At 70.1% G+C, this 22,776-nt stretch carries 22 protein-coding genes and 1 pseudogene; 11 read left to right on the top strand and 12 right to left on the bottom strand.

The window, feature by feature from the left end:
- Positions 1-99 precede the first annotated feature (99 nt).
- Complete coding sequence (locus tag ACQCO7_RS39555) at positions 100-843, top strand: polysaccharide deacetylase family protein (protein WP_464076344.1); 744 nt, start codon at positions 100-102, stop codon at positions 841-843.
- Here the strand turns inward: ACQCO7_RS39555 and ACQCO7_RS39560 are convergent, their stop codons facing one another.
- A complete protein-coding gene (locus ACQCO7_RS39560) occupies positions 844-1,860 on the bottom strand; it encodes an ArsR/SmtB family transcription factor (RefSeq protein ID WP_464076345.1) in 1,017 nt (338 codons plus the stop codon).
- A gap of 166 nt (positions 1,861-2,026) precedes the next feature.
- Between ACQCO7_RS39560 and ACQCO7_RS39565 the strand changes: the two genes are divergently transcribed.
- From ACQCO7_RS39565 to ACQCO7_RS39580, 4 genes are all read left to right on the top strand, one after another.
- Positions 2,027-2,941, top strand: a complete 915-nt coding sequence (locus ACQCO7_RS39565) for an AraC-like ligand-binding domain-containing protein (RefSeq protein ID WP_464076346.1) — start codon at positions 2,027-2,029, stop codon at positions 2,939-2,941.
- 92 nt (positions 2,942-3,033) lie between these two features.
- On the top strand, positions 3,034-3,906 hold the full coding sequence (locus ACQCO7_RS39570) for a pirin family protein (protein ID WP_464076347.1): 873 nt from the start codon (positions 3,034-3,036) through the stop codon (positions 3,904-3,906).
- Positions 3,907-3,944: 38 nt separating this feature from the next.
- Positions 3,945-4,922, top strand: coding sequence for a D-2-hydroxyacid dehydrogenase family protein (locus ACQCO7_RS39575; protein WP_464076348.1), 978 nt, complete (start codon positions 3,945-3,947; stop codon positions 4,920-4,922).
- 81 nt (positions 4,923-5,003) lie between these two features.
- Positions 5,004-5,702 (top strand): L,D-transpeptidase family protein, encoded by a 699-nt coding sequence (locus tag ACQCO7_RS39580; protein WP_464076349.1) that lies wholly within the window; start codon positions 5,004-5,006, stop codon positions 5,700-5,702.
- Positions 5,703-5,705: 3 nt separating this feature from the next.
- Here ACQCO7_RS39580 and ACQCO7_RS39585 read toward each other — a convergent pair whose 3' ends face one another.
- From ACQCO7_RS39585 to ACQCO7_RS39600, 4 genes are all read right to left on the bottom strand, one after another.
- Positions 5,706-6,332 (bottom strand): class I SAM-dependent methyltransferase, encoded by a 627-nt coding sequence (locus ACQCO7_RS39585; protein ID WP_464076350.1) that lies wholly within the window; start codon positions 6,330-6,332, stop codon positions 5,706-5,708.
- A gap of 130 nt (positions 6,333-6,462) precedes the next feature.
- Positions 6,463-8,307 (bottom strand): phospholipase C, encoded by a 1,845-nt coding sequence (locus tag ACQCO7_RS39590; protein ID WP_464076351.1) that lies wholly within the window; start codon positions 8,305-8,307, stop codon positions 6,463-6,465.
- Between the two features lie 207 nt (positions 8,308-8,514).
- Positions 8,515-9,717 carry an iron uptake transporter deferrochelatase/peroxidase subunit gene (gene efeB, locus ACQCO7_RS39595; protein WP_464076352.1) on the bottom strand — a complete coding sequence of 401 codons (1,203 nt, stop codon included), beginning with the start codon at positions 9,715-9,717 and terminating at the stop codon, positions 8,515-8,517.
- Positions 9,714-10,847, bottom strand: a complete 1,134-nt coding sequence (locus tag ACQCO7_RS39600) for an imelysin family protein (RefSeq protein WP_464076353.1) — start codon at positions 10,845-10,847, stop codon at positions 9,714-9,716. Before ACQCO7_RS39600 ends, efeB begins: the two co-directional genes overlap by 4 nt.
- A gap of 354 nt (positions 10,848-11,201) precedes the next feature.
- On the opposite strand from ACQCO7_RS39600, the gene ACQCO7_RS39605 reads away from it, so the two are divergent.
- On the top strand, positions 11,202-13,541 hold the full coding sequence (locus tag ACQCO7_RS39605; protein ID WP_464076354.1) for an ATP-binding cassette domain-containing protein: 2,340 nt from the start codon (positions 11,202-11,204) through the stop codon (positions 13,539-13,541).
- 102 nt (positions 13,542-13,643) lie between these two features.
- On the opposite strand, the gene ACQCO7_RS39610 is transcribed toward ACQCO7_RS39605, so the two are convergent.
- Both ACQCO7_RS39610 and ACQCO7_RS39615 read right to left on the bottom strand, forming a co-directional pair.
- Positions 13,644-13,847: a hypothetical protein gene (locus ACQCO7_RS39610; protein WP_464076355.1), complete on the bottom strand. Its 204-nt coding sequence runs from the start codon at positions 13,845-13,847 to the stop codon at positions 13,644-13,646.
- 597 nt (positions 13,848-14,444) lie between these two features.
- Positions 14,445-15,176: a DUF7873 family protein gene (locus ACQCO7_RS39615; protein WP_010357105.1), complete on the bottom strand. Its 732-nt coding sequence runs from the start codon at positions 15,174-15,176 to the stop codon at positions 14,445-14,447.
- A 102-nt stretch (positions 15,177-15,278) separates the two neighbouring features.
- Here ACQCO7_RS39615 and ACQCO7_RS39620 point away from each other — a divergent pair, with 102 nt between their 5' ends.
- Positions 15,279-15,830 carry a CAP family protein gene (locus tag ACQCO7_RS39620; RefSeq protein ID WP_464076356.1) on the top strand — a complete coding sequence of 184 codons (552 nt, stop codon included), beginning with the start codon at positions 15,279-15,281 and terminating at the stop codon, positions 15,828-15,830.
- Between the two features lie 30 nt (positions 15,831-15,860).
- Positions 15,861-16,274 (top strand): HIT family protein, encoded by a 414-nt coding sequence (locus tag ACQCO7_RS39625; RefSeq protein WP_464076357.1) that lies wholly within the window; start codon positions 15,861-15,863, stop codon positions 16,272-16,274.
- An 11-nt stretch (positions 16,275-16,285) separates the two neighbouring features.
- Here ACQCO7_RS39625 and ACQCO7_RS39630 read toward each other — a convergent pair whose 3' ends face one another.
- Entirely contained in the window at positions 16,286-16,639 is a 354-nt protein-coding gene (locus ACQCO7_RS39630; protein ID WP_464076358.1) for a cytochrome P450, read from the bottom strand.
- A 302-nt stretch (positions 16,640-16,941) separates the two neighbouring features.
- Between ACQCO7_RS39630 and ACQCO7_RS39635 the strand changes: the two genes are divergently transcribed.
- Positions 16,942-17,685 carry a hypothetical protein gene (locus ACQCO7_RS39635; RefSeq protein WP_464076359.1) on the top strand — a complete coding sequence of 248 codons (744 nt, stop codon included), beginning with the start codon at positions 16,942-16,944 and terminating at the stop codon, positions 17,683-17,685.
- A 132-nt stretch (positions 17,686-17,817) separates the two neighbouring features.
- Here ACQCO7_RS39635 and ACQCO7_RS39640 read toward each other — a convergent pair whose 3' ends face one another.
- The 4 genes and pseudogenes from ACQCO7_RS39640 to ACQCO7_RS39655 all read right to left on the bottom strand — a co-directional run bounded on the left by ACQCO7_RS39640 (position 17,818) and on the right by ACQCO7_RS39655 (position 20,777).
- Positions 17,818-18,675 carry a transposase gene (locus tag ACQCO7_RS39640; RefSeq protein ID WP_464076360.1) on the bottom strand — a complete coding sequence of 286 codons (858 nt, stop codon included), beginning with the start codon at positions 18,673-18,675 and terminating at the stop codon, positions 17,818-17,820.
- A 130-nt stretch (positions 18,676-18,805) separates the two neighbouring features.
- A complete protein-coding gene (locus ACQCO7_RS39645; RefSeq protein ID WP_464076361.1) occupies positions 18,806-19,180 on the bottom strand; it encodes a transposase in 375 nt (124 codons plus the stop codon).
- A 271-nt stretch (positions 19,181-19,451) separates the two neighbouring features.
- A pseudogene (locus ACQCO7_RS39650) lies at positions 19,452-19,906 on the bottom strand (transposase family protein); the annotation flags it as partial.
- 304 nt (positions 19,907-20,210) lie between these two features.
- Positions 20,211-20,777 (bottom strand): TetR/AcrR family transcriptional regulator, encoded by a 567-nt coding sequence (locus ACQCO7_RS39655; RefSeq protein WP_464076362.1) that lies wholly within the window; start codon positions 20,775-20,777, stop codon positions 20,211-20,213.
- A 75-nt stretch (positions 20,778-20,852) separates the two neighbouring features.
- Here ACQCO7_RS39655 and ACQCO7_RS39660 point away from each other — a divergent pair, with 75 nt between their 5' ends.
- On the top strand, positions 20,853-21,467 hold the full coding sequence (locus tag ACQCO7_RS39660) for a TIGR03618 family F420-dependent PPOX class oxidoreductase (protein WP_464076363.1): 615 nt from the start codon (positions 20,853-20,855) through the stop codon (positions 21,465-21,467).
- 69 nt (positions 21,468-21,536) lie between these two features.
- A complete protein-coding gene (locus ACQCO7_RS39665) occupies positions 21,537-22,772 on the top strand; it encodes an IS701 family transposase (RefSeq protein ID WP_464077410.1) in 1,236 nt (411 codons plus the stop codon).
- The last annotated feature ends 4 nt before the right edge of the window (positions 22,773-22,776 follow it).

Here is a 22,776-nt window from a genome sequence, read left to right on the forward strand (position 1 = left end):
CTCCTCGCAGTGGTACGGAAATTCGCAAAACGTACACGCATCCGTATCCCCTCCCGGCGCGTCTCTAGGAGCAAAACCCGCTGCTCCAGGAGGAATCCGATGCGCCGACGACTTGTCATTTCCGTGCTCACGGCCGCGATGTGCGGTACGGCGCTGGTGGGTACGGCCTCGTCCGCGAATGCCGATGTCAAAGCTGCCGAGGCTGCCAAAGCCGCCAAGGCCGTCGACTGCCGGAAAGTGAAGTGTGTGGCGTTGACGTTCGACGACGGGCCGGTCGCGGACACGAAAAGACTGCTGAAGACGTTGAGCGACCGGAATATCAGAGTCACGTTCTATCTGGTGGGGCAGAACGTGCAGCGGAACCCGTCGGTGGCGAAGTCGATGGCCAAGGCCGGGCACCAGATAGGGAACCACAGCTGGGACCACGCGGATCTCACGAAACTGAGTGCCGCGAGGATCAACTCGGAGTTCTCGCGGACGGACACGGCGATCCGGCAGGCGACCGGCCTCAGGCCGAGCACCGTGCGGGCGCCGTACGGGGCGAACAACGCGGCCGTGCGGAAAGCGGCGGCCCGCCCGCTCGTGCACTGGAGCATCGACACCCTGGACTGGAAGTACCGGGACACCGCCCGGCTCGTCAGGACCGTCACGACGCAGTCCCGCCCCGGCGACATCGTCCTGATGCACGACATCCACAAGACGACGGTCAGCGCGGTCCCCGCCATCATCACGGGCCTCACGTCCCGCGGCTTCCACATCGTCACCGTCGACCAGCTGTTCGCCCCGGCGAAACTCCCCGCGGGGAAGGTCACGTACGACAACCGCAAGGCGTACCGGCCCTGATCACCAGGGCGAGTCCGGCACCGTCCCGCTCTGCGACAGCAACTCCACGACGGCGTCCCCTCGTTCGGTCCGGCCGATCCACACGTTGCGGCCCTGCCGGTACCGTTCGAGGAGCCCGGCGTCGGTGAGCTGCCGGCAGTGGTGGGTGGCGTTGGCGGGGCTACAGTCGAGGAGCTTGGCGAGGCGCCCCATGGTGAGGGGGTGCCCGGCGGTGCGCAGGATGGTGGCGCGCAACGGGCCGACGACGAGGGCGAGGGGATCCTTGGCGGGGGAGGGCGCCACCGCCGAGGACTCCCAGAGGCGCCCGACCCCGGGCAGCGGGTAGCCGATCCACACCAGGTCGGGACGGTCGAGCGCGAACATCGACGCCCCGGGCCCGGAGAGGATCGGCACGAGGACCAGCCGGCGCCCGTCGAGCGCGTACGTGTCGGCCTGCGGATCGGGCAGCCGCAGACTCTCGCCGACGAGCTGGAACCGCGAGCTGAGATCCTGGAGCACCGCCTCCGAACAGTCCTGGAGGACGGCGGCGCCGACCCGCTCCGTCTCCCGGCGCAGGTACGCCTCCGCGCCCCGCCAGACCGGCTCGAACTCCTGCCACACCCGCCGCAGCACCTCGGCGTAGCCGTGGATCCACTGCCGGGGCCGGTCCACGACGGGCCGCCACTGCGGAGGCACCTCGCCCCCGAACTCCGCCTCCAGCTCGTCCAGCAGCGTCCCCGGTGAGAGGTCCGTCAACTGCGCGAACTGGGCCGCCGCGTCCCCCTCCGGCATGCACGCGGTCGGCGTGACACAGTCCGGGATGATCGAGTACCCGGGTGCGAACAGGGGCCGCAGCACCGCCGCCCCCGCCTCGGGCACCGCGCCCCGGACGAGCTCCCGCCACCTGCGCGGCACCCCGTGACTGCGCGCCCCGAACACGTCGGCCACCAGCGACAGCAGCGTCGCGCTCTGATGGGCCGCGAGAGAGATCCGCACCTCGGCGAGCGGGCCGAGACGCAACTCGGTGTGACTGTGCATCGAACCGTTCCTCAACTGCGCGTCTCCAGGCGGGCCGTTCCCGTCGACGAGCGTAGGGAACAGAGCGTGTCGCGCGGGCACCACCCTGTGCACGAGGACTCCCCATTTCATGCACAACACCCCAGTACAGTGGCCGTCCGGGCGGGGGATCTGGGAGTGCACCGGTATGACGGACAACGAGGACCGTACGGAGTCGTTCGAGGCGGCGGCCTCGTCCCTGTTCGCCCCGCTGCGGGTCACGGACCCCGCCCCCGTCTTCCACGCGACGTTCGAGCACGCGGCGATCGGCCCCGCAGCCGTCGCCCGCATCAAGGCCACCGGCGCGACCGTCACCCGCGACGACCGCACCATCACCTCCGCCGACCGCGAATGGGTCCACCTCACCCTCCTGCACGGCGGCCGGCTCGGCGCGGGACAGGACGGCCGCACCACCGCGCTGGCCCCCGGCGAGTTCTTCGTCTGCGACAACACCCGCCCCTACCGCCTCATCGGCGACGGCCCCACCGACATGACCGTCCTGTGCGTGCCCCGCGCGAGCCTCGGCCGGCACGTGGACGCCATCGGCCGCCGCACCGCCCTCGCCGTGTCCGCCCGCACCGGCATCGGCGCCCTCCTCGGCCACGCCCTGTCCCCGGACGCCCTCCCCGGCCGGGCCGAACCCCGCGCCCACCTCGCGGACGCGCTCACCGCCCTCCTCCTCGCCGAGTTCGCCGACACCGCCCCCGAACGGGCCCCGGTCGCCAGCGCCCTGGCCGACCGCATCCGCGTCTACGCCCTCGCCCACCTCGACGACCCTCTCCTCACCGCCGAACACGTCGCCCGACGCCATCACCTCTCCATCCGCTACCTGCACTCCCTCTTCAAGGGCGCCGACCTCACCTTCACCGCCTGGATCCGCCACGAACGCCTCCTGCGCATCCGCCGCGACCTCCTCGACCCCGCCCTCACCGACCGCTCCACCGCGGCCATCGCCGCCCGCTGGGGCGTCCTCGACACCAAGCACCTCGGCCGCTCCCTGAAACGCGAGTTCGGCGAGACGGTCGCCGACCTGAGACGCCCCCGCCGGGCCGGCACCGCGTAGTCCGCCAGGGAGAGTCCCCTGTCCGTCCTGGATGATGGGTCATGGAGACCGGTACGGATCCCTCGTGCCGCCCGGCAGCGAGGAGCGCCCCGATGGACATGGAGCGGATCATCAACCGCGTCACCGAGAAACAGCACCTCGGGCCCGACGCGCAGGTCGACGACAAGGCGCTCGTCTTCGTGCCGGCCGACCCCGCGCTCACCGATCCGTTCCTGGTGCTCGTCGAGGACTGGTTCTCCACGCCGGGGTTCGAGTGGCACCCGCACCGAGGTCTTGAGACGGTCACGACGGTTGTCGACGGCGTCCTCGAACACGGCGACAACCTCGGGCACACGGGAGCCCTCGAACCCGGCGAGGTCCAGTGGATGACCGCCGGACGCGGCATCATCCACCGCGAACTGGCCTACCGCGACGAGCACGCGCACGTCCTCCAGATGTGGCTCAACCTCCCCGCCGCGAAGAAGCTGACCCCCTCCCGCTACCAGGACCTCACCCGCGCGACGATGCCCCGCATCGAGACCCCGGGCGTACGGATCGACGTCCACGCGGGCACCGTGGACGGCGTCACCGGCGCGGCGGACACCCACCACCCGGTCCAGGGCCTGGTCGCGACCCTCGACCCCGACTCCTCGTACACCCTCCGAGTCCCGCCGCAGCACCGCCTGTTCGCGTACGTCATGAACGGCCGCCTCCTCGTCGCGGGACGCGAGCTCCACGCGGGCCGCACCGGCTGGTCCGACCCCGTCGAGGGCCCCGCCCCCACGACCCTCCACCTCATGGCCACCGACCCCGACCACCCCGCCCGCGTCATGATCTACAGCGGCACCCCCCTGCGCGAACCCGTAGCCCTCGGCGGCCCGTTCGTCATGAACACCGAGGACGAGATCGCCCAGGCGTTCACGGACTTCCACGGCGGCACGTTCGGCCCGGTCCCGCGCACGGCGAGGCTCGCGTACGACCGGTGACGCACCACGCTCCCCGCAGGAAAGGCAGGACCCTCCGCATGACCCCCCGCACGACCCTCCGCTGCGCCGTACTCGACGACTACCAGGACGTGGCCCTGACCTCGGCCGACTGGAGCCCCCTCGCCGGACAGGTCGACGTCCGCACCCTCCGCGACAACATCACCGACCGAGGCCGCCTGGTCCGCGAACTCGCCGACTGCGAGATCGTCGTGGCCATGCGCGAACGCACCCCCTTCGACGCCGCCCTCCTGAAACGGCTCCCGAAGCTGCGCCTCCTGGTGACGACGGGCATGCGCAACGCGTCGATCGACCTCACGGCGGCGGCCGGACAGGGCGTCACCGTCTGCGGTACGGCGAGCAGCGCGACCCCGCCCGCCGAACTCACCTGGGCCCTGCTCCTGGGCCTCGCGCGGCACCTCACCACCGAGGCGCGGGCCCTGCGCGAGAACGGCCCCTGGCAGTCGACCGTCGGCCAGGACCTCGCCGGCCGCACCCTGGGCCTCCTCGGACTCGGCCGCCTCGGCAGCCAGGTCGCCCGCGTCGCCACGGCGTTCGGCATGGACGTCCTCGCCTGGAGCCAGCACCTGACGGCGCAGCGCGCGGCGGACGCCGGAGCACAACGCGCCGCCTCCAAGGAGGAGTTGCTGGCCCGCAGCGACTTCGTCTCGATCCACCTCGTCCTCTCCGACCGCACCCGCGGCCTCCTCGGCGAACCCGAACTGCGCGCGATGCGCCCCCACGCGTACCTCGTCAACACCTCGCGCGCGGCGATCGTCGACCGCGACGCCCTGGTCCGAGCCCTCCGCGAACACTGGATCGCCGGAGCCGGCCTGGACGTCTTCGAGACGGAACCCCTCCCCGCCGACGACCCCCTGCGCACCCTCCCGAACGTCCTCGCGACCCCGCACCTCGGGTACGTCACCGAGCGGAACTACCGGACGTTCTACGGGGAGGCGGTGCAGGACATCGCGGCGTACCTGGCGGGGGAGCCGGTGCGGGTGCTGACCCAGGGCTGACGTACCCGGTAGGGGGCAAGCGACCCGCCGTTCGGCTCAGCTCGCCCCTCACCGCACCCCCCACCCCGTTTTGCTGGCCCCATGAGGACCAACTGGATGTGGCGTGTGGTGACAGCGGCGGCCGTCCTGGCCGCGACGGCCTCCCCGGCGGCGTCGGCGGACGGCACGTCGCCGTGCACGGCCGGGACAGGCCCGTACCAGCGACAGCTGGAGCGCCACCTGAAACTCCCGCAGGACGGCCGCCAGTCGCCCGCCGACTGCGAGGCGATCCGCGCGTTCCAGGCCCGCAGCGGCCTCTTCCCGGCCAGCGGGTACGCCGGCTACCCGACGTACCGCATGGCGCTGGTCGCCCAGGCCGCCCGCAACCCCAACGCGGCCCGCCGCTGCCCGGTCGGCTCGTACCGGGTGGCCTGCGTGGACCTGGCCCGCCAGCTGATGTGGGTGCAGAAGGGCAAGCGCGTGCTCTACGCCCCCGTACCCATCCGCTCGGGCCGCGACGGCTACGAGACCCGCACCGGCACCCACCGCGTCCACCTCCGCCACAAGGACCACTACTCGTCCCTCTACAACCGCTCCCCGATGCCGTACGCGCAGTTCTTCGACGGCGGCCAGGCGTTCCACGGCTCCTACGGGGACCTCTTCAAGGGCGGCTCCCACGGCTGCGTCAACCTGCGCGTGAGCGACGCGCGGCGGCTGTGGGGCGTGCTGAGGAAGGGGGACCGGGTGGTCGTCTGGGGGACCCGGCCGGGGATCGTACGGGAGGCCGGACCCGGAGCGTGACCCTCAGCCGGTCCGGCGGATCAGGAGGACATGGTCGACGACCTCGGCCGTCTGACCGCCGGGGCCGGTCGCGATACGGCGGGGCGCGTCGGCGCGCTCGACCGTCCAGACCGCCGGATCGAGGCCGATACCGGCGGCGACGTCCCGAGGACTCGCGTAGTGGGTGTCCGGGTCCCGGTTCCACGACCACGGGGCGGCCGACCCGTGGTCGACGACCAGCAGCCGCCCGCCGGGCCGCAGCGCGTGCGCGGCCGTACGCAGGGCGCTCGCCCGGTCGAAGGCGTACGGAGTCTGGAGGAACTGCGCGCTGACCAGGTCGAACTCCCCGGCGGGGAAGGACTCGCCGAGATCGTGCCGTACGGCGCTGACGCGCTCGCCGAGCCCCCGTGCGCGCGCGAGGTCCGCGAGGCGTCCGACCGCGACCGCCGAGATGTCGACGGACGTGACCCGCCACCCCTGCCCGGCGAGCCACAGCGCGTCGCCGCCGTCCCCGCAGCCGAGGTCCAGTGCGTCACCCGGCTCCAGCCCCGTCACGATCTCCGTGAGGCGGGCGTTCGGGCGGGGATCGTCGGCCGCCTCGCGGGCCGCGTGGACGCCGTCCCAGAAGGTGAGCGCGTCGGTGGTGTCCATCGGGAACTCCTCGTGTCGGTGGACGGCCAGTCTCACCAGGCGCCCCGCGCGAGGGCACGGAAAGTTGCGGGAACGGCAAAACCGGCCCCGCCAGGACGGCGGAGCCGGTTGTTGCCGAGCGCGAAGTGCCTTACGCGGAAGCCCCGCGTGCCCGCCGCCGCAGCGCGAACACCGTGGCCACCGCGCCCGCCGCGAGCACTCCGCCCCCGAGCGCGACCGGCACCACCGGAGACGTCGTGGACGTGTCGGCGGCGACGTTCTGCGCCTTGAGGTCGGCGATGTACTGCGGCGAGGCCGCCGTACGCGGGTAGTGGCTCGGGATCGGCCTGACCGACTTCACGGAGCCGTCCGTGTTCAGCAGCACCTGCTTGTTGTTGGGGTGCCGGAAGTCGAACATCCCGGCCAGGGTGTTCGCGCGCTTGTCGAAGGACCCGTCACCGATCCGCCCGGTGTGCCAGTTGTCCTCGATGAACTTGGTGATCGACGCCTGCTCGGTCGCCGTGTGGTCGATCGCGTCGGTCTTGCTGTACGGCGAGACGACGAGCAGCGGCTGCCGGGTGCCGGGGCCGCAGCGGTCGGCGTACCCGTGCGTCGCGGCCGGTCCCGACTGGCAGGCGGGGGAGTCGACGGCCTTGCCGTTCGAGCCGAGAGTCGAGTCCTTCGAGCCGTTCAGGACCTTCGACGTGACGTGGTCGTACCAGCCGTCGGAGTCGTCGTACGCGACGACGACCGCCGTCGACCTCCACTCCGGGGACTGCTGGAGCGCGTTGATCTCCTTGACCAGGAAGTGCTGTTCGTCGACCGGGTCCGAGTAGGCGGCGTGGCCGTCCTGGTACTCGGCGGCCTTGAGGAAGCTCACCGCGGGGAGCTTGCCGGCCTTGACGGTCGCGTCGAAGTCGGTGAGGTCGTAGTTGTGGTTCGCGCGGCCCGCGTGACCGATCTCGGCGAGGTTCTTCGGCGCGAGGTGGTGCGGGTTGGACGTCGACTTGTAGTACTGGAACGGCGAGTGGTGCGGCGAGTAGTCCTCGACGGCCGCGCCGCCGACGTTCGTGTGCGTGGCGCCCGCGCACTTCGCGTGGTCACCGCTCCTGCCGTTCCACGCGGTGCTCGGCCGGAACCCGCCCTGGAACCAACCCCAGCTCACACCCTTGGAGTTGAGCAGGTCACCGATGTTCTTGCCCTGCATCTGCGCGAGCGCGTTGGTGCTCGTGCGGTCCTTGTCCGAGCAGTCGTCGAACGCCGGGTCGGGGTCGTTGACGACCGTGCCGACCCCCTTCGCGTCCGGCGAGACCACCGCGTACGAGTCCGGCTTCGCCGTCTTCTTGCCGGTCGCCGGGTCGACGGAGACGACGCCGTGGGTCTGGCCGGAGACCAGGTTCAGCGCGCCGGGCGTGGACGGGCCGTAGACCGAGCTGAAGGAGTGGTCGCCGAGCGCGTAGTGCTGCGCGTAGTTCCACAGCGCGGTGACGGTGTTGCCGTCGTAGTAGTCCATGACCAGGCCGGGCTCACCGAACAGGCCGGTGCACTTGTCGACCTCGGTGTTCTCGACGTACTTGTCGGCCTTGCCGCCGTTCGCCGCGTACTGCTCCGGGCCGTAGGAGTGGTTCTGGTCGCAGGTCATCGCCTGCGCGGAGGCGAGCCGCTGCGGCGCGTACAGGTTCGGATTCTTCTTCAGCAGGCCCGCGTTCGACAGGTTGTCGGCCTTCGGGGTGTGCGCGGCGGCCCTGAACGTCGTGCCGTCCGTGTTCGCGGCCTGCGGGTAGGTGCCGAAGTAGTGGTCGAACGACACGTTCTCGTCGTAGATCACCACCAGGTGCTTGATCGGCGTCTCGGTGCGCGGGGTGCCGTGGTGGCCGTGCGCGGTGGCCGCCGAGGCGGGGACGGCGCCGCTCGCGGCGGCCAGGGCAGCCGCGCCGAGCAGGGCGCCGACGCGCGCCAGGCGCCGTACGCCGGAGGGGTGGGGTATGCCGATCATGCGGGTCTCGCCTTCGGGGAGAACAGGGGTGTACCGACTACGGATTGTGGGTACCGCGTGCGGCGGGGTGGGGGAGGGGCGATGACGGGCGGGCGAACGGCGAGTCAGGACATTCTCATGCGAACTTGAACTTTTCTTGACACCGCAACTTTTCTCGACCTCGCCAGGACATCGCCAGGACGCCGCCAGGACATCGCCAGGTCGTCGTCAGGCGAGAAGAGTTCGGCCGAGCCAGTCCGACCCGTCCCGCGCCCCCGGCAGCGCGAAGAAGTACCCGCCCCCGAACGGGCTGACGTAGTCCACCAGCGGCTCCCCGGCCAGCCTCTTCTGCACCGCCTCGAACTGCCGCGCCAGATCCTGCTGGTAGCACGTGAACAGCAGCCCCATGTCCAGGTTCCCGTTGCTGTCCACGCCCCGGTCGTAGTTGTAGCCCCGCCGCAGGATCCGCTGGCCGTCGCTCGCGGACGTCCGGGGGTTCGCCAGCCGTATGTGACTGTCCAGCGGGATCACCGAACCCTTGGGATCCTGCGGGTAGTTGGGTACGTCCGTCTCGCGCCGGCCGTCGAGCGGCGCGCCCGTGTCGCGGGCCCGGCCGAACATCCGCTCCTGCTCGGTGATCGAGACGCGGTCCCAGAACTCGACGAGCATCCGGATGAGCCGGACGACCTGGTAGGTGCCGCCTGTCGCCCACGCCGGTTCGCCGTCGCCCGCGCCGACCCACACCAGGCGGTCCATCTCGCGGGCGCTGCCGGTGTCCGGGTTGGCGATGCCGTCCTTGAAACCCAGGTGGTTGCGGGGCGTTCCCGAGGGACGCGGGGGGCTGATGAACCCGTCCATGCGCCACCGGATCTGCATCCCGCCGCGCGTGTGCCGGGCGACGTCGCGCAGGGCGTGCAGGACGGTGTCCGCGCTGCCCGCCGTGAACTGGACGCCGAGGTCGCCGTGGCACCAGTCCGGGTTCAGGTCGTCGTCCGGGAACGCGGGCATCGCGGTCAGCCTGCGCGGCTTGCGTGCCGTGAGGCCGTACCGGTCGTCGAACAGGGACGACCCGACGCCGACGGTGACCGTCAGGCCGTCCGCCGCGACGACGGGACCGAGGGTGCCCGAGTCGACCGGGGGCGCGGTGATGCCCGCCTCGTCCGGGCTGCCGCCGGTCGTGAGGAATCTGGCGCGGGCGGTCAACGTCCGCAGCAGGTCGGTGAGTTCGGCGCGGTTCTCGGCGGTCGCGTCGAAGGACACGAACGCCGTCGCCTTCTGGGCGGGTTCGACGATGCCGGCCTGGTGGACGCCGTGGAAGGGGGCGGCGGAGGGCGCCGCCACGGCCGTGCCCCGGTCGGCGGCCACCAGACCCGTCCCGGCGACCGCAGCCGCCCCGGCCAGGAACCCCCGGCGTCCGACGTCGCCGCTCACGCTGTCCTCCGTACGTCCGTCAGAGCGGCGACGTCCGCCAGCCGCTCGACCAGCCCGCTCACATCCGCGTCGACCTTCTCCCGCTGGGCGCGCGTCAGCCCGCCCAGCGGCTCGCCGTCGACCCCGTCCAGCGTGTGCTGGGCGCGGTCCATCCAGGTGTCCAGTCCGGCCAGCCCCGCGTCCCGTGTCGTGAGCAGGGGCCGCAGGAACCCGAGCAGCGCCCGCGTCCCGTCGAGGTTGGCCCGCACGGTCGCGAGACTGCTGCCGCTCCCGGCGTCCGTCCGCCCGGTCAGCTCGAACTGCACGGCGTTCTCCAGAATCTCGTGCGCCCGCAGCCCGACGTCCCCCGGGTCCATCCGCTCGTCCGGCCAGTCCTTCTGGAGCGCGTGCACGGCGCTGTCGAGCGCGTCGGCCGGTGCGCGCAGGGCGCTCGCGGACTCGCCGTGCCACAGCCCCCGCTCGACGCGGTGGAACCCCTCGGTCCGCCCGTTGATCGCCTCGTCCGCGTCCCCGAACGTGCCGTACGCGGCGCCCATCCGCTCGTACACGAGATGCGCGGGCAGCCACGCGGCCCGCGCGCCGGCCAGGTCACCCCGGTCGACGGCAGCCTTGAGCACGTCCGTCCTCCGCGCCAGCTCGACCGTCCGCGCCCCGATCCACTTCTGGTACGCCAGCGTCGGCGGGATCAGCTCCTGCTGGGTCACCGGCAGCGCGGCGGGCCCGCTCCTCGTACGGCTCCCGGTGATCCGTACGGTCGGCCCGGTCACGGCGTCCGCGTCGTCGGGCAGGCACTTGAAGGCGTACGACCCGTTGCCGAGCGTCACCCTCAGGGGCCGCCGCGTACCGGGCCCGAGCCCCTCGACCTCGCCGTACACCGCGCCGGTCCGGGCGTCGGTGAGATACACCTCGGCGGCGGCGTCGGAGGTGTTGTCGAGGTCGAAGACCTGCCGCCCGCCCTCGGCCTTCTCCCAGCCGCGCCCGCAGTCGCCGGACGAGACCCGCACGGTGGTGTGCCGCAGGCCGTCCGCCGCTCCCGCCCGCTGCTGCGCATGCGACCCGCACCCGGCCACGGCGACGAGCGCGCCGCCCACCAGCAGGACGGCACGGATCTCACGTGCGAAGTTCGGCACGCCGGGCCTCCAGAGGGTCGTACGAACGCGGACGATCGTAAGCACCCCCGAGGACCCGATCCGGCCCCCTGACCTGCTCCTGACCGAACCCTGGCGCAGAATTCGTCCACGGTTCACTCACGGAGCGTGACCGGTGGCGGCCCCGGTGAGCCAGGTGATGAGCGCCGGGGGCTCCGGGGCGGCGTACAGCTCAGGCGCGAGGTGTGGCCGACCAGGGTTGGGTGAGGCGTGCCCGCGCAAGGCGATCCCGGCCTTTTCATCCTCGCGAGTGGATATGCGGCCCAACCTCCCATGTCGCCTTGTTGCCCGGCTAGCGTGAGACCCACTTTTCGCGCGCGCTGTACAGGTGATCACTTGCCCCTCCCGTTGGCCATGTCGCCCACATCCGTCGTGCCCGGCCGACAGCGTTGGCTGGTGGACGGCCTGCTCGGCAACCCCGCTCTGGCCCGGCTGCTCGAACTGACCCTGTCGAAGGCCGAGGGCATCGAGGACGCCCGCGCCAATCCCGTCACCGGCAGCGTCCTGGTCCGGCACGACCGGGGACTGGCTCCCCGCGCCGTGGCCCGCATCGTCACCGGCGCCGTGCTCCCCGTCACTCAGCACACCGCGGAACCCCTGCGCGCGGTGGACCGCACAGCGCTCCCCGACGGGCCGAAGCCCAGCCCTGCTGCTCCGCGCACCAGGAGCCGGCGCCTGTTCGCCGTCGGCGCCGGAGCCGCCCTGCTCGCGGGCTGCGGCAAGGCGAGCCTGACGCTTCTCGCCCAGCCGCTGGTGAGCATCGGCCTGGCGGCAGCGGCCACCGCCGCCGTGGTCCGCAGCGCCTGGCGACGCTCCGCCGAGCGGCATCCACGGGACCCTCAGGACCACCACGTCTCCCCTCTGCGGCGGCTCATCGCTCCCTACAGACGGCAGGCGGGTCAGGCCGCCCTGTTATCGGTGCTGTGTCAGACCTTCGAGACGTTCCTGTACCTGTCCGCCACGTCCGGCCTGCTGCTTCTGCTGCGGGGAGAGGACGCGGTACTGACCGCCCTGGGCATCGTCGGCACCGGTACGCAACTGGCCTTCCTCGCCGGAGCCACCGCGCTCGCCTCCCTCGCCGTGGTCGGTCTCGGCTACGCGGCCGGCATCGCCTGGCGCGACCTCGGCCAGACCATCGAGCACGACTGGCGCACCCGTACCTACGCGCATGTGCAGCGGCTCTCCCCGGCAGACCTGGAGGGCGAGCGCACCAGCCGCGTCACGTCGGTGCTCACCGAGGACATCGGCCAGATCGGCGCCTTCTTCACCCGCGCCCCGCACGAAGCCATGCAACTGGTCACCAGCGTCGCCCTGCTGGTACCGGCGTTCCTGCTGCTCGCCCCCCGGCTCGCCTGGGTCGCCTTCGCCCCGATCCCACTGATGACCTGGCTCTCCTTCCGCTACCACGAGCGCGCCGTGACCGACCACGTCCGCTCCGGCGAGCGCCGCGCCCGCATGGGCAGCCGCATCACCGACACCCTCCAGGCCACCACCACCGTCAAGGCGTTCTGCACCGAGGAGTACGAGACGGAACTGATGACGGAGCAGAGCGCGGCTCATCGCGCCGGCAACCGCGGCTTCGACCGCAGCGCCGTCACCCAGGACCAGATCATGCGGGGAACGACCATGGCCGCGCTGCCGCTCACCATGATGTTGGGCGGGCGCGCGGTGCTCAGCGGCTCGCTGTCCGTGACGAAGCTGAGCCCGCTCCTCGACCTGCCCGGGCAGGCACTGTGGCGGCTGTCCCGGTTCGGTGCGGTCGCCGACCAGTACCAGCACACCGTCACCGCCGTCGAGCGTGTCCAGCGCCTGCACACCCTGCCCGTCGAACCGGGCACCGGGGGCACCCCCCTGCCACGGCACCGGATCAGGGGCGGCCTCGCCCTCGACCGTGTCAGCTACGCCTACCCGGGACGGCCCCGTGTCCTGGACGAGGTGTCCCTCGACTTCCCGGCCGGGCAGGTCACCGCCATCGTCGGACCGACCGGTGCCGGGAAGACGACCGTCGCCAAGCTGCTGATGCGGTTTCGCCACCCCGACCTGGGGCGCGTCCTCCTCGACGGCACCGACGTGCGCGACCTGGCCCTGCGCGACGTACGCCGTGCCATCGGATACGTGCCGCAGGAGCCGTTCCTGTTCGATGCCACGATCGCCGACAACATCCGGTACGGCACCGCCGACGCCGACGACGACCAACTGGTGGCCGCCGCCCGCACAGCCGGTGCGCACAGCTTCGTCGCCGCCCTGCCCGAGGGGTACGCCACCCGGGTCGGGGAGCGCGGCGTGGCCCTGTCCGGCGGGCAGCGCCAGCGGATCGCGCTGGCCCGGACGATCCTCAGCGATCCGCCGGTCGTCCTCCTCGACGAGGCCACCTCGGCGGTCGACAACGAGACCGAAGCGGTCATCCAGCACGCCCTGCGGACCTTCGGCCGCAACCGCACGATGATCGTCATCGCGCACCGGCTCACCACGGTCCGCACCGCCGACCGTATCCACGTGCTCGACTACGGCGGAGTGGTCGGCGAACAGGGGACCCACGACGAACTGGTGCTCCGGGGCGGCCTCTACGCCACGCTGTGGAAGCTCCAGGCGGGAGCGGACGGCGCCGACTCGGCGGAGCGGCTCTGGCCGGTTCCCGCTCTTGTCCCGGCGGGGAGACATCCGCGACACCCCTGAGCGGGACGGCATACGGGCCTCCCGGGGTGGGTCACCTGTGTGCGGACGAGGTGGTGGGTGTGGAGCCCCGTCGATGTGTGCGCGCACCGGTCGTCCGCACGCTTATGCCCCTGCGCACGACGCCCATGGCTGGCCTCGCGCGACGTGGGCCTTGTCCTGCCCGCGTACCGCACCTCCGGCCCGAAGAAGCCGCAGATCAAGAAGCTCGCCGTCGATCTCGGCGTGCACCCCGAGGCCCTGCGCGGCTGGATCCGCCAGGCCGAGGCGGACGCACCTGACCGTCCGCCGGGTCACGGACTGGATCATGCGTCGGCCCGGACTCCTCACCGAGACCGGGTGCGAGTGTCTCGACGAGCCGTGCGAACGCGGTCCCGCCCTGGCCACGACCACCGAATACGCCCGGCGCCTGGCCGCGATGGTGCGCGAACCGTCCGGGCGGTCTCGTCAGGTCCAGGACGGCACCGGACGTGGCGGAGCCCGGGAGTCGTATCCAGCTCCCGGGCCCCTGGGGATGCCACCCAATTGCGCACGCCGATGGCGTTTAAGAGAAAGGATCAGTCGTCAGGCCGACGTGTTCTTCCTTTGAACTACCGCGCCCTGGAAGAGAGGCGCAGGCGAGATTCGAACTCGCATCCGACGGCGTTCGTCCCTTCTCGTTCGATCCGGCGATCGGTGGCGATGCTGAAGCTGGAGCGAGAGTCTGAGATTGATCGCGGTTGCCTCTGCCGGTTTGGGCTACCCCGGCGTGTGGTGCCGGGGGAAGGACTCGAACCTTCACTGTGACCGCGTTTTTCAGGCTGAACGTCTCAGTTTCAGCTTGCGCTCCCACGTGGACCGGTCCTCATGTCCGGCCCGCGCACGTCGCGCACCCCCGCGCTCGCACGCGGGGGCGATCTGGGGGTGTCAGCTGAACAGGTAGCCGAACACCGCGTCCCCGACCCGCCGGTCGGTGACCTCCGTGCCGTTGGCCTCCTCGCGGGCGAACTTCACGGCCTGCTGCAACTTCTCGACGCGATCGAGGAGTTCGTTGACCCGCCGGGCGGGCAGCGCACCGGAGAACTTCACGGTCGTCCAGTACCCGATCGGCACGTCCTCGTAGTACACCTCGACCTGAGCCGGGTGCTTCTCCGTCGCCTCGGCCTTGACGTGGTTGCGCGGCGTCTTCTTCGTACGGATCGTCCGTACGGGGTCCGTCTTCCACCAGTCCGTCGACGGGTCGAGGGACCAGGACTCGGCGCCGTCCAGCACGGGCAGCTTCTTGACGAAGGTGTGCAGATCGGTGAGCTGCTTCTCCAGGAACAGCAGATAGCTCACCGGCACGTCCGCGACGACCGTCCGTCCGTCGACCACGACGTCCGCGCGGGCCGCGCAGTTCGCCCAGTCCTTCGTCGCCGTCACGTCGAAGAGCCGCGTCAGCGACACGGACATCTCCCGCAGCACGTCCTCCGCCTTGACCTGAACCCGCGTGGACTCGGGCGGCAACTGCTCGCCCTCCTCGTCCTTCGGCTGGTACGTACGCGAGATCCCGGCCAGCAGCGCAGGCTTCTGCACCTTGTGATGCGCGACGGTGATGTCCTGGAACGACTTGCTCTTGACGCCCTTTTCGACAGCGATGATCTGGTTGAGCTTCGCCATGTGGCCCCCCTTCGAACAGGGGAAAACGTAGCGGACACACGGCAGTCGGGTCGCGTGATTATTTACCGGTGACCCGCACGCCACGATGATCGTTACGGCGGCATGAGAACCATGACGCGCCGAGCCGCCCTCACCAGCCTCCTCACCACCGTCGCCGCCCTGACCCTCGCGGCCCCCGCCGCGCCCCGCGCCGCCGCGGACCCGGCGTTCGACCAGCAGGTCCTCCAGCGGACCAACGACGACCGCGCCCGGCACGACGTCCCGGCGGTCACCCTCGACCCCGAGATCAGCCGCTGGGCGCAGGAGTGGGCCGACCACCTGGCCGCCGTCCAGCGCCTCGACCACCGCCCCAACAACAAGTACGGCGAGAACCTCCACTACACGTGGCGCTCCGACGGCACCTCGCCGACCGGCACCGAGGTCGTCGACGCCTGGTACGACCAGGTCCGCTCGTACACCTATTACGGCCGCGAACCCGACATGGGCACCTTCAAGGACTGGGGCCTGTTCAGCCAGGTCGTGTGGAAGTCCTCCGCCCGCATCGGCGTCGGCATGGCGAAGACCACCAACGGCAAGACGTACGTCGTCGTCGACTACGCCCCGGCGGGAAACGTCGCGGGCCAGTACACGGCGAACGTCCTGCCGCCCAAGTGACGTACGGGAACGCGGTGACAGACTGATCCCATGTCGACACTCTTCACCCGCATCCTCTCCGGTGAGCTCCCCGGCCGTTTCGTCTGGGAGGACGACCGGGCCGCCGCGTTCCTGAGCATCGCCCCCCTCACACCCGGCCACACCCTCGTCGTCCCCCGCGAGGAGGTGGACCGCTGGACCGACGCGGACGGCGAACTCCTCGCGCACTGCGTGTCCGTGGCCCAGAAGATCGGCCGAGCCGCCCAGCACGCGTGGGACGCCCCCCGCGCCGGCCTGATCGTCGCCGGCTTCGAGGTCCCCCACATGCACATCCACGTCGCCCCCGTCTGGGAGATGGGCGACTTCGACTTCGCCAAGGCGGAGATCGAGAAGGACGAGACGAAACTGGACGAGGCGGCGGACCGACTGCGGGCGGCGCTGCGCGAGTTGGGGTACGTGTCGTAGGCCACCGGGGTTCACCACGCGACCGGCAGCCGCCCCACCCCACCTGTCAACGCCCCGTTCCGCCAACCGAGTTCACGCGCCGGAACGGCAAGTCGCAGGTGGGGGAAGCGTGTCACGACGGCGGCCAGCGCCGTTTCGAGCAGCAGTACGGCGAGCCGCGCGCCGACGCAGTAGTGCGGCCCGTACCCGAACGCCAGATGCGGGACGGGCCGCCGGGTGATGTCGAAGACGTCCGGGTCCGTGTACACGGTGGGGTCGCGATCGGCGTAGGCGTGCGCGGGGACGACCGCCTCGCCCGCGCGGACGTCGGTCGCGCCGATCCTGAGACCCACGAGGGCGAGCCGGGGGAAGGAGCCACAAAACATGGCTGGTCACGTGCGCGGCGTCGACCTGCGTATCTGTGCCACGGTGGCCGTCTTGGGGCGGAGCCGGGTGATTCCGCTTGGGGCAGGTCGGGGTATGTGACGGTATGTAGTTGACGTTGAAGTACGGCAGGGGGCCCAGGGCCCTGGCGTTTGCCGGATACATTCGGTTTCATCACGCGACGGCGTAGAGGGAGCGCGGCAGGGAACAAACCTCCGACTCTAGGAGTCTCTTGGGTGTGGTTCGCTCTGAGGTCGGGCAAAAAGGGGCCACGCGACAAGCCGACGCCCTCTATGGTCTTGGCATGGCCAAGGTCTGCGTCTTCTGCGGGGGCACCCCTCTGACGAAGGAGCACGTCCTACCGCGTTGGCTCAAGGCCGCGCTCGATCCGACGGTCCGGCGACACCGGTACATCCGGTTGAGCGTGGACGCGGTCCGATACCACGACGCTCCGCCGCTGAACGAGCAAGTGAAGGTGGTCTGCTCCGACTGCAACAGTGGCTGGATGAACCAGTTGGAGGAGAACGTCAGATACTTCCTACCTGACCTTATCCGAGGAAACCTGTGCACCCTCGACGCTGAGGCTCAGCAAGCGCTTGCGGCATGGTCTCTAAAGACCATGCTGATGTTTCAGCACACGCATCCTGCGGACGCGCGAGGCGTAATTCCGGCGGGTGACTTCACTTCGTTCCACGAGACCCGTGAGCCCACGAGGTCGATGCTCGGACGTCTAGGTTTCATGAACTATCCGCCTGACGACGTTGTTCCTCTCGTGGACACGCAGTGTCAGGGCTACAGCACCGACGGAGTCCGCCCTACCGCATGGATCACCACTCTCAAGATTGGCTGCATGGTCGTACAGATCATTCGAGCCCCGGATGTCGCTGCGGGCAAGAGGCTGGCTCCCTTCGACTTCTTGCCCTCGTTACGCCCGATGTGGCCCGCGAATGAACTCATCGAGTGGCCGCTTCCGGCGGCGATTCCGTACGAGATGATGCCAGCCCTGGCCCACCCGGATGACCTTGATCTGACGATCATGCCTGCCTAACGAGCTCGTGCATGGTTGGCGGTGAGAGGTCGAGGACCTTGGTGGGGCCCGGGGTTCACATCTGCTGGGCCGATGTCAGGTCCGCGGTCTGCTGGTGGGACAGCAGACCGGCGATGGCTTGCACTGTGTCGCTCATGTGTTCGCGGCGGCCGAGGTGGCGGGCCAGTGCCCGCCAGTTCTTGAGATGTGCGATGCCGTGCTCGACCCGGATGCGGCGCGAGGAATGCTCCTTGCGCCGGCGCTCGTACATCTCTTCGTACCAGTCCGGGGGGGGGGCTTCTTGAACTTGCGGTGCGGTGGCGTCACTACACGTCCGCCGGTCTGCGCGCCGAGCCCCTGGTAGCCGGCATCGGCGAGGATCTCGACCGCGGGCCCACCGGCCAGGAGCCCGACCAGCCCCAGCTGACGTGCGTGGGTGATGTCCGCGCAGCTCCCGGGCTTGGCCGGGCTGCACCACAGCACGCGTCCTTCGCCGTCCGTGACCACCATGGACTTGACGGCGTTCTGCTTGTTCTTCCCGGAGATGAACTTGTCCCGGTCCTTGCGCCCTTGGGCCGGCCGCCGGACCCGGACCTCGGTTCCGTCGATGACGCCGGTCTTTCCGGTCCCGCCGAGATGGTCGATGACTTCGGCCAGGGTCCGCAGCCGTACGTCGGGGCTGATGGTGCACCCTCGCTCGGCGAGCAGGGGCCGCACCTCATTGACGGCCCGGGTGATGGTCGAGCGGTCCACGCCGAACCAGCAGGCCAGCACGTCGTGGGTGGCTCCGTGGCGGAGATGGACGAGCGTGGCCAGCAGCCGGTCGACGAACACCAGCCGGTGCTTCGCACCGGCACCGATGGCCCGCTTCCGCTGCCGGGAGGCAAGCCTGGTCTGGTGGCGTTGATGCCACAACGGGCCGACCTCGGCGACGAGTTCAGCGATCACATCGGCCGTCAGGCCCGTGATCCGCCGGTTGCTGATGACCAGTGCACGAGTCGAGTTCCCCACCACACAACCATGATCAACAATCAAGAGCTCTACGTCTCACCGCCAACCATGCACGAGCTCGTAAAGGTTGTCCCGTAATAATCAACTGACCCAGCATGGCCAGCATCGGGGATGTCCACCCTGGGTGGGCCTATCCGGCGAGCGCGAGGTTGTGCAGGCGGGCTATGCCAAGGATGGAGTGATGGACGCCGTCGCCCTTCAATCGGCAGTCGCGGAGAATCTTCCAACTCTTCACGCGGGCGAAGGTGTGTTCGACGCGGGCGCGGACCTTGCGGTGTGAGCGGTTGTGCTCCTCTTTCCAGGCCGGGAGTTCGGCCTGGCCTGGTTCACGGCGGTGCGGGATCACCAGGCCGGTGCCGCGGTAGCCGCCGTCAGCGATCACCATGGTGTTGCCGACGGCTGCCTTCGCTCCGGACAACTCCCATGCCTTGCAGTCGTTGCGGTTGCCAGGATGGCTTTGTACGCGAGTCACGTCGTCACTTCGACATGGCTCCGGGCGTCGCACGTCTGTGCGAGGAGGTGATGTACGCGACTTCGGGAGGCACCTCGCCCCGGGAGCAGGGCAGTCGGCAACGGCACGGCCACGACCGGCTACCTCCGCCCGTAGCCAGCGCCTTTGTCCCCCGCCCGTGCGGAGCTGCAGACGCCCGGGCGGGGCTCGCCACTCCCGAAGCCTTCGCGCTGCTGCCCATCGTCATGGACATCCGGAGAGCGCCGACGGTCGTAGCGCCTCCCGAACTGCTGTCGAAGTGCTGCTCCTTGCCGCGTACGAAGCCACCAGGAAGAGGCCGGCCGACGGTGACGACCAGCCGAGTATCGGTATCGATAACGACCTGGTGGTTGGTGGAGTACCGGTAGTTTTCGACTGCGCTGCCACCGCATGGTCCTGTGTGGGGACCAAGGTGCCGTCCACGATGAGCACGGTGTCCTTGCGGAACCGACGGCGCGGCAGCAGTGCGAGCAGCGGCGCGAGGCGGTTGATGATGCGGTCGACCGCGGACTTCGAGATTCCGAACAGCGGCGCCAACTGGCGCAGCGTCAAGTTCGTGCGCCAGTACGCGGCAACCAGCAGAACGCGGTCCTCCAGGGGCAGGCTCCAGGGCCGGCCTCGACGGACCGTGTCCGCCCCCTCGCGGCGCAGGGTGATCACCAGCTTGCCGAAGCAGCGCGGGCTCAGCCCGGTGAACGGTCCTATCCAGGACGGCTGAGACGCCGTGATCACACCAGCCACGAGAAGATCGTCCCACCGCGCTAGTACTCCAGCTGTAGATCGTGATCTTCATCGGTGATCGGTGGCCTGTCGTTCGTAGTGGCAGGCCCGGGACCGGGTTTGATCGAGGGAAGAAGCTGTCTATCGCGTCGACCCAGGTATCGCTGTGCTGCGGTGGGTGACGTGCGACACGGCTGGATCGGCTTCCTGTGCCGGCGGTCCGTCGGGGACGGGCGCGGCGGGGCCCAGGCTGGCGGACTGCGACCATGCGGGCCTTGGTCGCACGGTCGGCGGAAGCCACTGAGGGTGGATGTCGCAGTGCTGGTCAGCCTCCCGCGATTGCGGTGATCGCGTCTGCCAGGTCGCTGACCACGCGCTTGCGGTGGGACTCGTTGGGTTCGAGCGGCAGGTCCAATTGCAGGCCCATGAACGCGGCGTCCAGCAACGCCACCGCGCGTGGCGCCCGTGCTCGGGTGCAGCCCGCAGCGATCAGATGGTCGGCGAGGGCTTCCACCCAGCGCCCGTTGGCCTCGCGGACAACCGATACGTAGGGTTCACGCCCGAGTAGCCCCAGGGCGGCGGCCTCGACGTACATCCGGTGGCAGTGGTCGGACTCGTCCGAGGTGCTGGCCCGCCACAGGTCCAGGACTGCTGCGCGCACGGTACGGGACCGTGGCAGCGCGCGGACGGCCTGGACCGACCGGTCGTTGGAGATCCGGAGCACGGTGGCGACGAGGTCGTCCTTGTCGGCGAAGTGGTAGAGCAGCATGCGGTCGCTGGTGCCGACTGCTGCGGCGAGGGGTCGCAGACTCAGGCCGATCAGGCCGTGGTCGAGTGCGTAGTCGGTCGCCAGTGCGGCCAGTTCCTCACGTCGCGCGGTGTTTCGGACCATGGCGCCTCCTCGTCCCGTTGAGCCTGATTGTAGCGACTGCTACATTTGTAGCGGTCGCTACGCGTGAGGCGCGTCATGGGTTTGGCCTGGGTGCTGCTGTCGTCGGCCGTCGGTGTGCCGTGCCTTGAAGAGCACTGCCACCGGGCCAGGGGCGCGGGGATCACGGTGATCATCGTCGGCATCGCGGCCCTGAACCAGTACAAGGCGCACCGAGACGGGCATGTGTCGAGACGGCGCGCTTGGACTCCCGAGAGGAACGAAAACATGAGCATGAGCGAGGCGGAGCTGGGAGCATTCCTCGCCCAGACCTTCCCCACCCCCCTTGGCGTCATTGCGACCTTGCGCCGTGACGGATCACCACACGCCATCCCGGTGTGGTTTCGATGGGACTCGGGCGTCGTGACGCTTTGGACGACCGACACACGCGTCTGGGTGCGCAACCTGCTGTGCGACCCGCGGGTCTCCTTCTCCGTCCAGACCTTCGATGCGCCTTACCCGGCGGTCATGATCCGCGGACGTGCGACCGTCGCTACCGCAGATGACGCTGCCACGGTCGAAGAGGCTCAGGCGATCACCCGCCGCTACGTCGCCCCCGAGGACGTCGAGGGCTACGTTGCCCGCTGGTCGGACCTGCGCACCATCGTCACGATCGTCCCGGACCGTATCGTGTCCTGGTCGGCCGGAGGCTGAGGCATGGTGACGGTGGTCGCAAGTCACAGCGTAGATCCCGCCCGCTGGCAGGCCACGTTCGAGGTCCTGATGGACCGCATTGCGGGGCGCTTCGCCCGGGTGGAACCGCGGCGGCGGGCACGGGAGTTCGTACTCGGGCTCCTGTCGGACCTGCCACACAAGAACTGCTGGACGCTGGCCGAGCACGCCGGATACGCGACCCCCTACGCCCTGCAGCATCTCCTGTCGAGGGCGAAGTGGGAAGTCGACGCGGTCCGTGACGACCTGCGCGGCTTCATCGTCGAGCACATGCACGACGAAGACGCGGTGTTGGTGGTCGATGAGACCGGGGACCTGAAGAAAGGCACGGCCACAGTGGGCGTGCAACGCCAGTACACCGGCACCGCCGGACGCATAGAGAACAGCCAGGTCGCCGTCTACCTCGCATATTCCACCCCGTACGGCCACGCGGCGATCGACCGGGAACTGTATGTGCCGCGTTCCTGGACGCAGGATGCGACCCGCTGTCGGCTGGCGGGGATCCCTGAGGAGGTCGCCTTCGCCACGAAGCCCCAACTCGCCGCACGCATGATCAACCGGACCCTGGATGCCGGGATTCAGGTGCCCTGGGTAGCCGCGGACGAGGTCTACGGAGGCAATCCGCAACTACGAGGCGCGCTGGAAGACCGCCAGGTCGGCTACGTCCTCACGGTCGCCTGCGATCACCGGATCGCCACCCGGGCCGGTACGGTACGAGCCGATGCCCTGGTCAAGAAGCTGCCGAAACGGGCCTGGCAGAAGCTCTCCGCAGGCGTCGGCGCCAAGGGACACCGCTTCTACGACTGGGCCCTGGCCGACGTCGCCGACGACTGTCCCGGTCATCGCTACTTACTTATCCGCCGCAACCGTAGCAGCGGCGAACACTCCTTCTACCGCTGCTACTCGGCCGACCCAGTTCCGCTGGCCACGCTGGTGCGGGTGGCCGGGCGTAGATGGACCGTCGAAGAGACGTTCCAGACCGCCAAGAGCCTGGCCGGGCTGGATGAACACCAGGTCAGGCGTTGGACATCCTGGCACCGCTGGGCCACCCTCGCGATGCTCGCCCATGCCTTTCTGGCCACAGCCACCGTCCACGAACGCCACCACCAGCCGGGCCCGGACGGGCTGATCCCGTTGACCTGCAACGAGATCCAACACCTGTTCACCGCAATCAGTACCACCGTCCGACCGGCCGCGCATCACCTCGGCTGGTCCGACTGGCGACGACGCCATCAAGCCCGGTCCCGGGCCTGCCACTACGAACGACAGGCCACCGATCACCGATGAAGAT

It is taken from the genome of Streptomyces saintjeani, assembly GCF_055409605.1.

What these genes read in the sequence shown, in the direction of transcription:
- ACQCO7_RS39555 (WP_464076344.1), top strand. Translation starts at nt 100, where the DNA reads ATGCGCCGACGACTTGTCATTTCCGTGCTCACGGCCGCGATGTGCGGT.
- ACQCO7_RS39560 (WP_464076345.1), bottom strand. Translation starts at nt 1,860, where the DNA reads ATGCACAGTCACACCGAGTTGCGTCTCGGCCCGCTCGCCGAGGTGCGG.
- ACQCO7_RS39565 (WP_464076346.1), top strand. Translation starts at nt 2,027, where the DNA reads ATGACGGACAACGAGGACCGTACGGAGTCGTTCGAGGCGGCGGCCTCG.
- ACQCO7_RS39570 (WP_464076347.1), top strand. Translation starts at nt 3,034, where the DNA reads ATGGACATGGAGCGGATCATCAACCGCGTCACCGAGAAACAGCACCTC.
- ACQCO7_RS39575 (WP_464076348.1), top strand. Translation starts at nt 3,945, where the DNA reads ATGACCCCCCGCACGACCCTCCGCTGCGCCGTACTCGACGACTACCAG.
- ACQCO7_RS39580 (WP_464076349.1), top strand. Translation starts at nt 5,004, where the DNA reads ATGAGGACCAACTGGATGTGGCGTGTGGTGACAGCGGCGGCCGTCCTG.
- ACQCO7_RS39585 (WP_464076350.1), bottom strand. Translation starts at nt 6,332, where the DNA reads ATGGACACCACCGACGCGCTCACCTTCTGGGACGGCGTCCACGCGGCC.
- ACQCO7_RS39590 (WP_464076351.1), bottom strand. Translation starts at nt 8,307, where the DNA reads ATGATCGGCATACCCCACCCCTCCGGCGTACGGCGCCTGGCGCGCGTC.
- ACQCO7_RS39610 (WP_464076355.1), bottom strand. Translation starts at nt 13,847, where the DNA reads ATGATCCAGTCCGTGACCCGGCGGACGGTCAGGTGCGTCCGCCTCGGC.
- ACQCO7_RS39615 (WP_010357105.1), bottom strand. Translation starts at nt 15,176, where the DNA reads ATGGCGAAGCTCAACCAGATCATCGCTGTCGAAAAGGGCGTCAAGAGC.
- ACQCO7_RS39620 (WP_464076356.1), top strand. Translation starts at nt 15,279, where the DNA reads ATGAGAACCATGACGCGCCGAGCCGCCCTCACCAGCCTCCTCACCACC.
- ACQCO7_RS39625 (WP_464076357.1), top strand. Translation starts at nt 15,861, where the DNA reads ATGTCGACACTCTTCACCCGCATCCTCTCCGGTGAGCTCCCCGGCCGT.
- ACQCO7_RS39630 (WP_464076358.1), bottom strand. Translation starts at nt 16,639, where the DNA reads ATGTTTTGTGGCTCCTTCCCCCGGCTCGCCCTCGTGGGTCTCAGGATC.
- ACQCO7_RS39635 (WP_464076359.1), top strand. Translation starts at nt 16,942, where the DNA reads ATGGCCAAGGTCTGCGTCTTCTGCGGGGGCACCCCTCTGACGAAGGAG.
- ACQCO7_RS39655 (WP_464076362.1), bottom strand. Translation starts at nt 20,777, where the DNA reads ATGGTCCGAAACACCGCGCGACGTGAGGAACTGGCCGCACTGGCGACC.
- ACQCO7_RS39660 (WP_464076363.1), top strand. Translation starts at nt 20,853, where the DNA reads ATGGGTTTGGCCTGGGTGCTGCTGTCGTCGGCCGTCGGTGTGCCGTGC.
- ACQCO7_RS39665 (WP_464077410.1), top strand. Translation starts at nt 21,537, where the DNA reads ATGGACCGCATTGCGGGGCGCTTCGCCCGGGTGGAACCGCGGCGGCGG.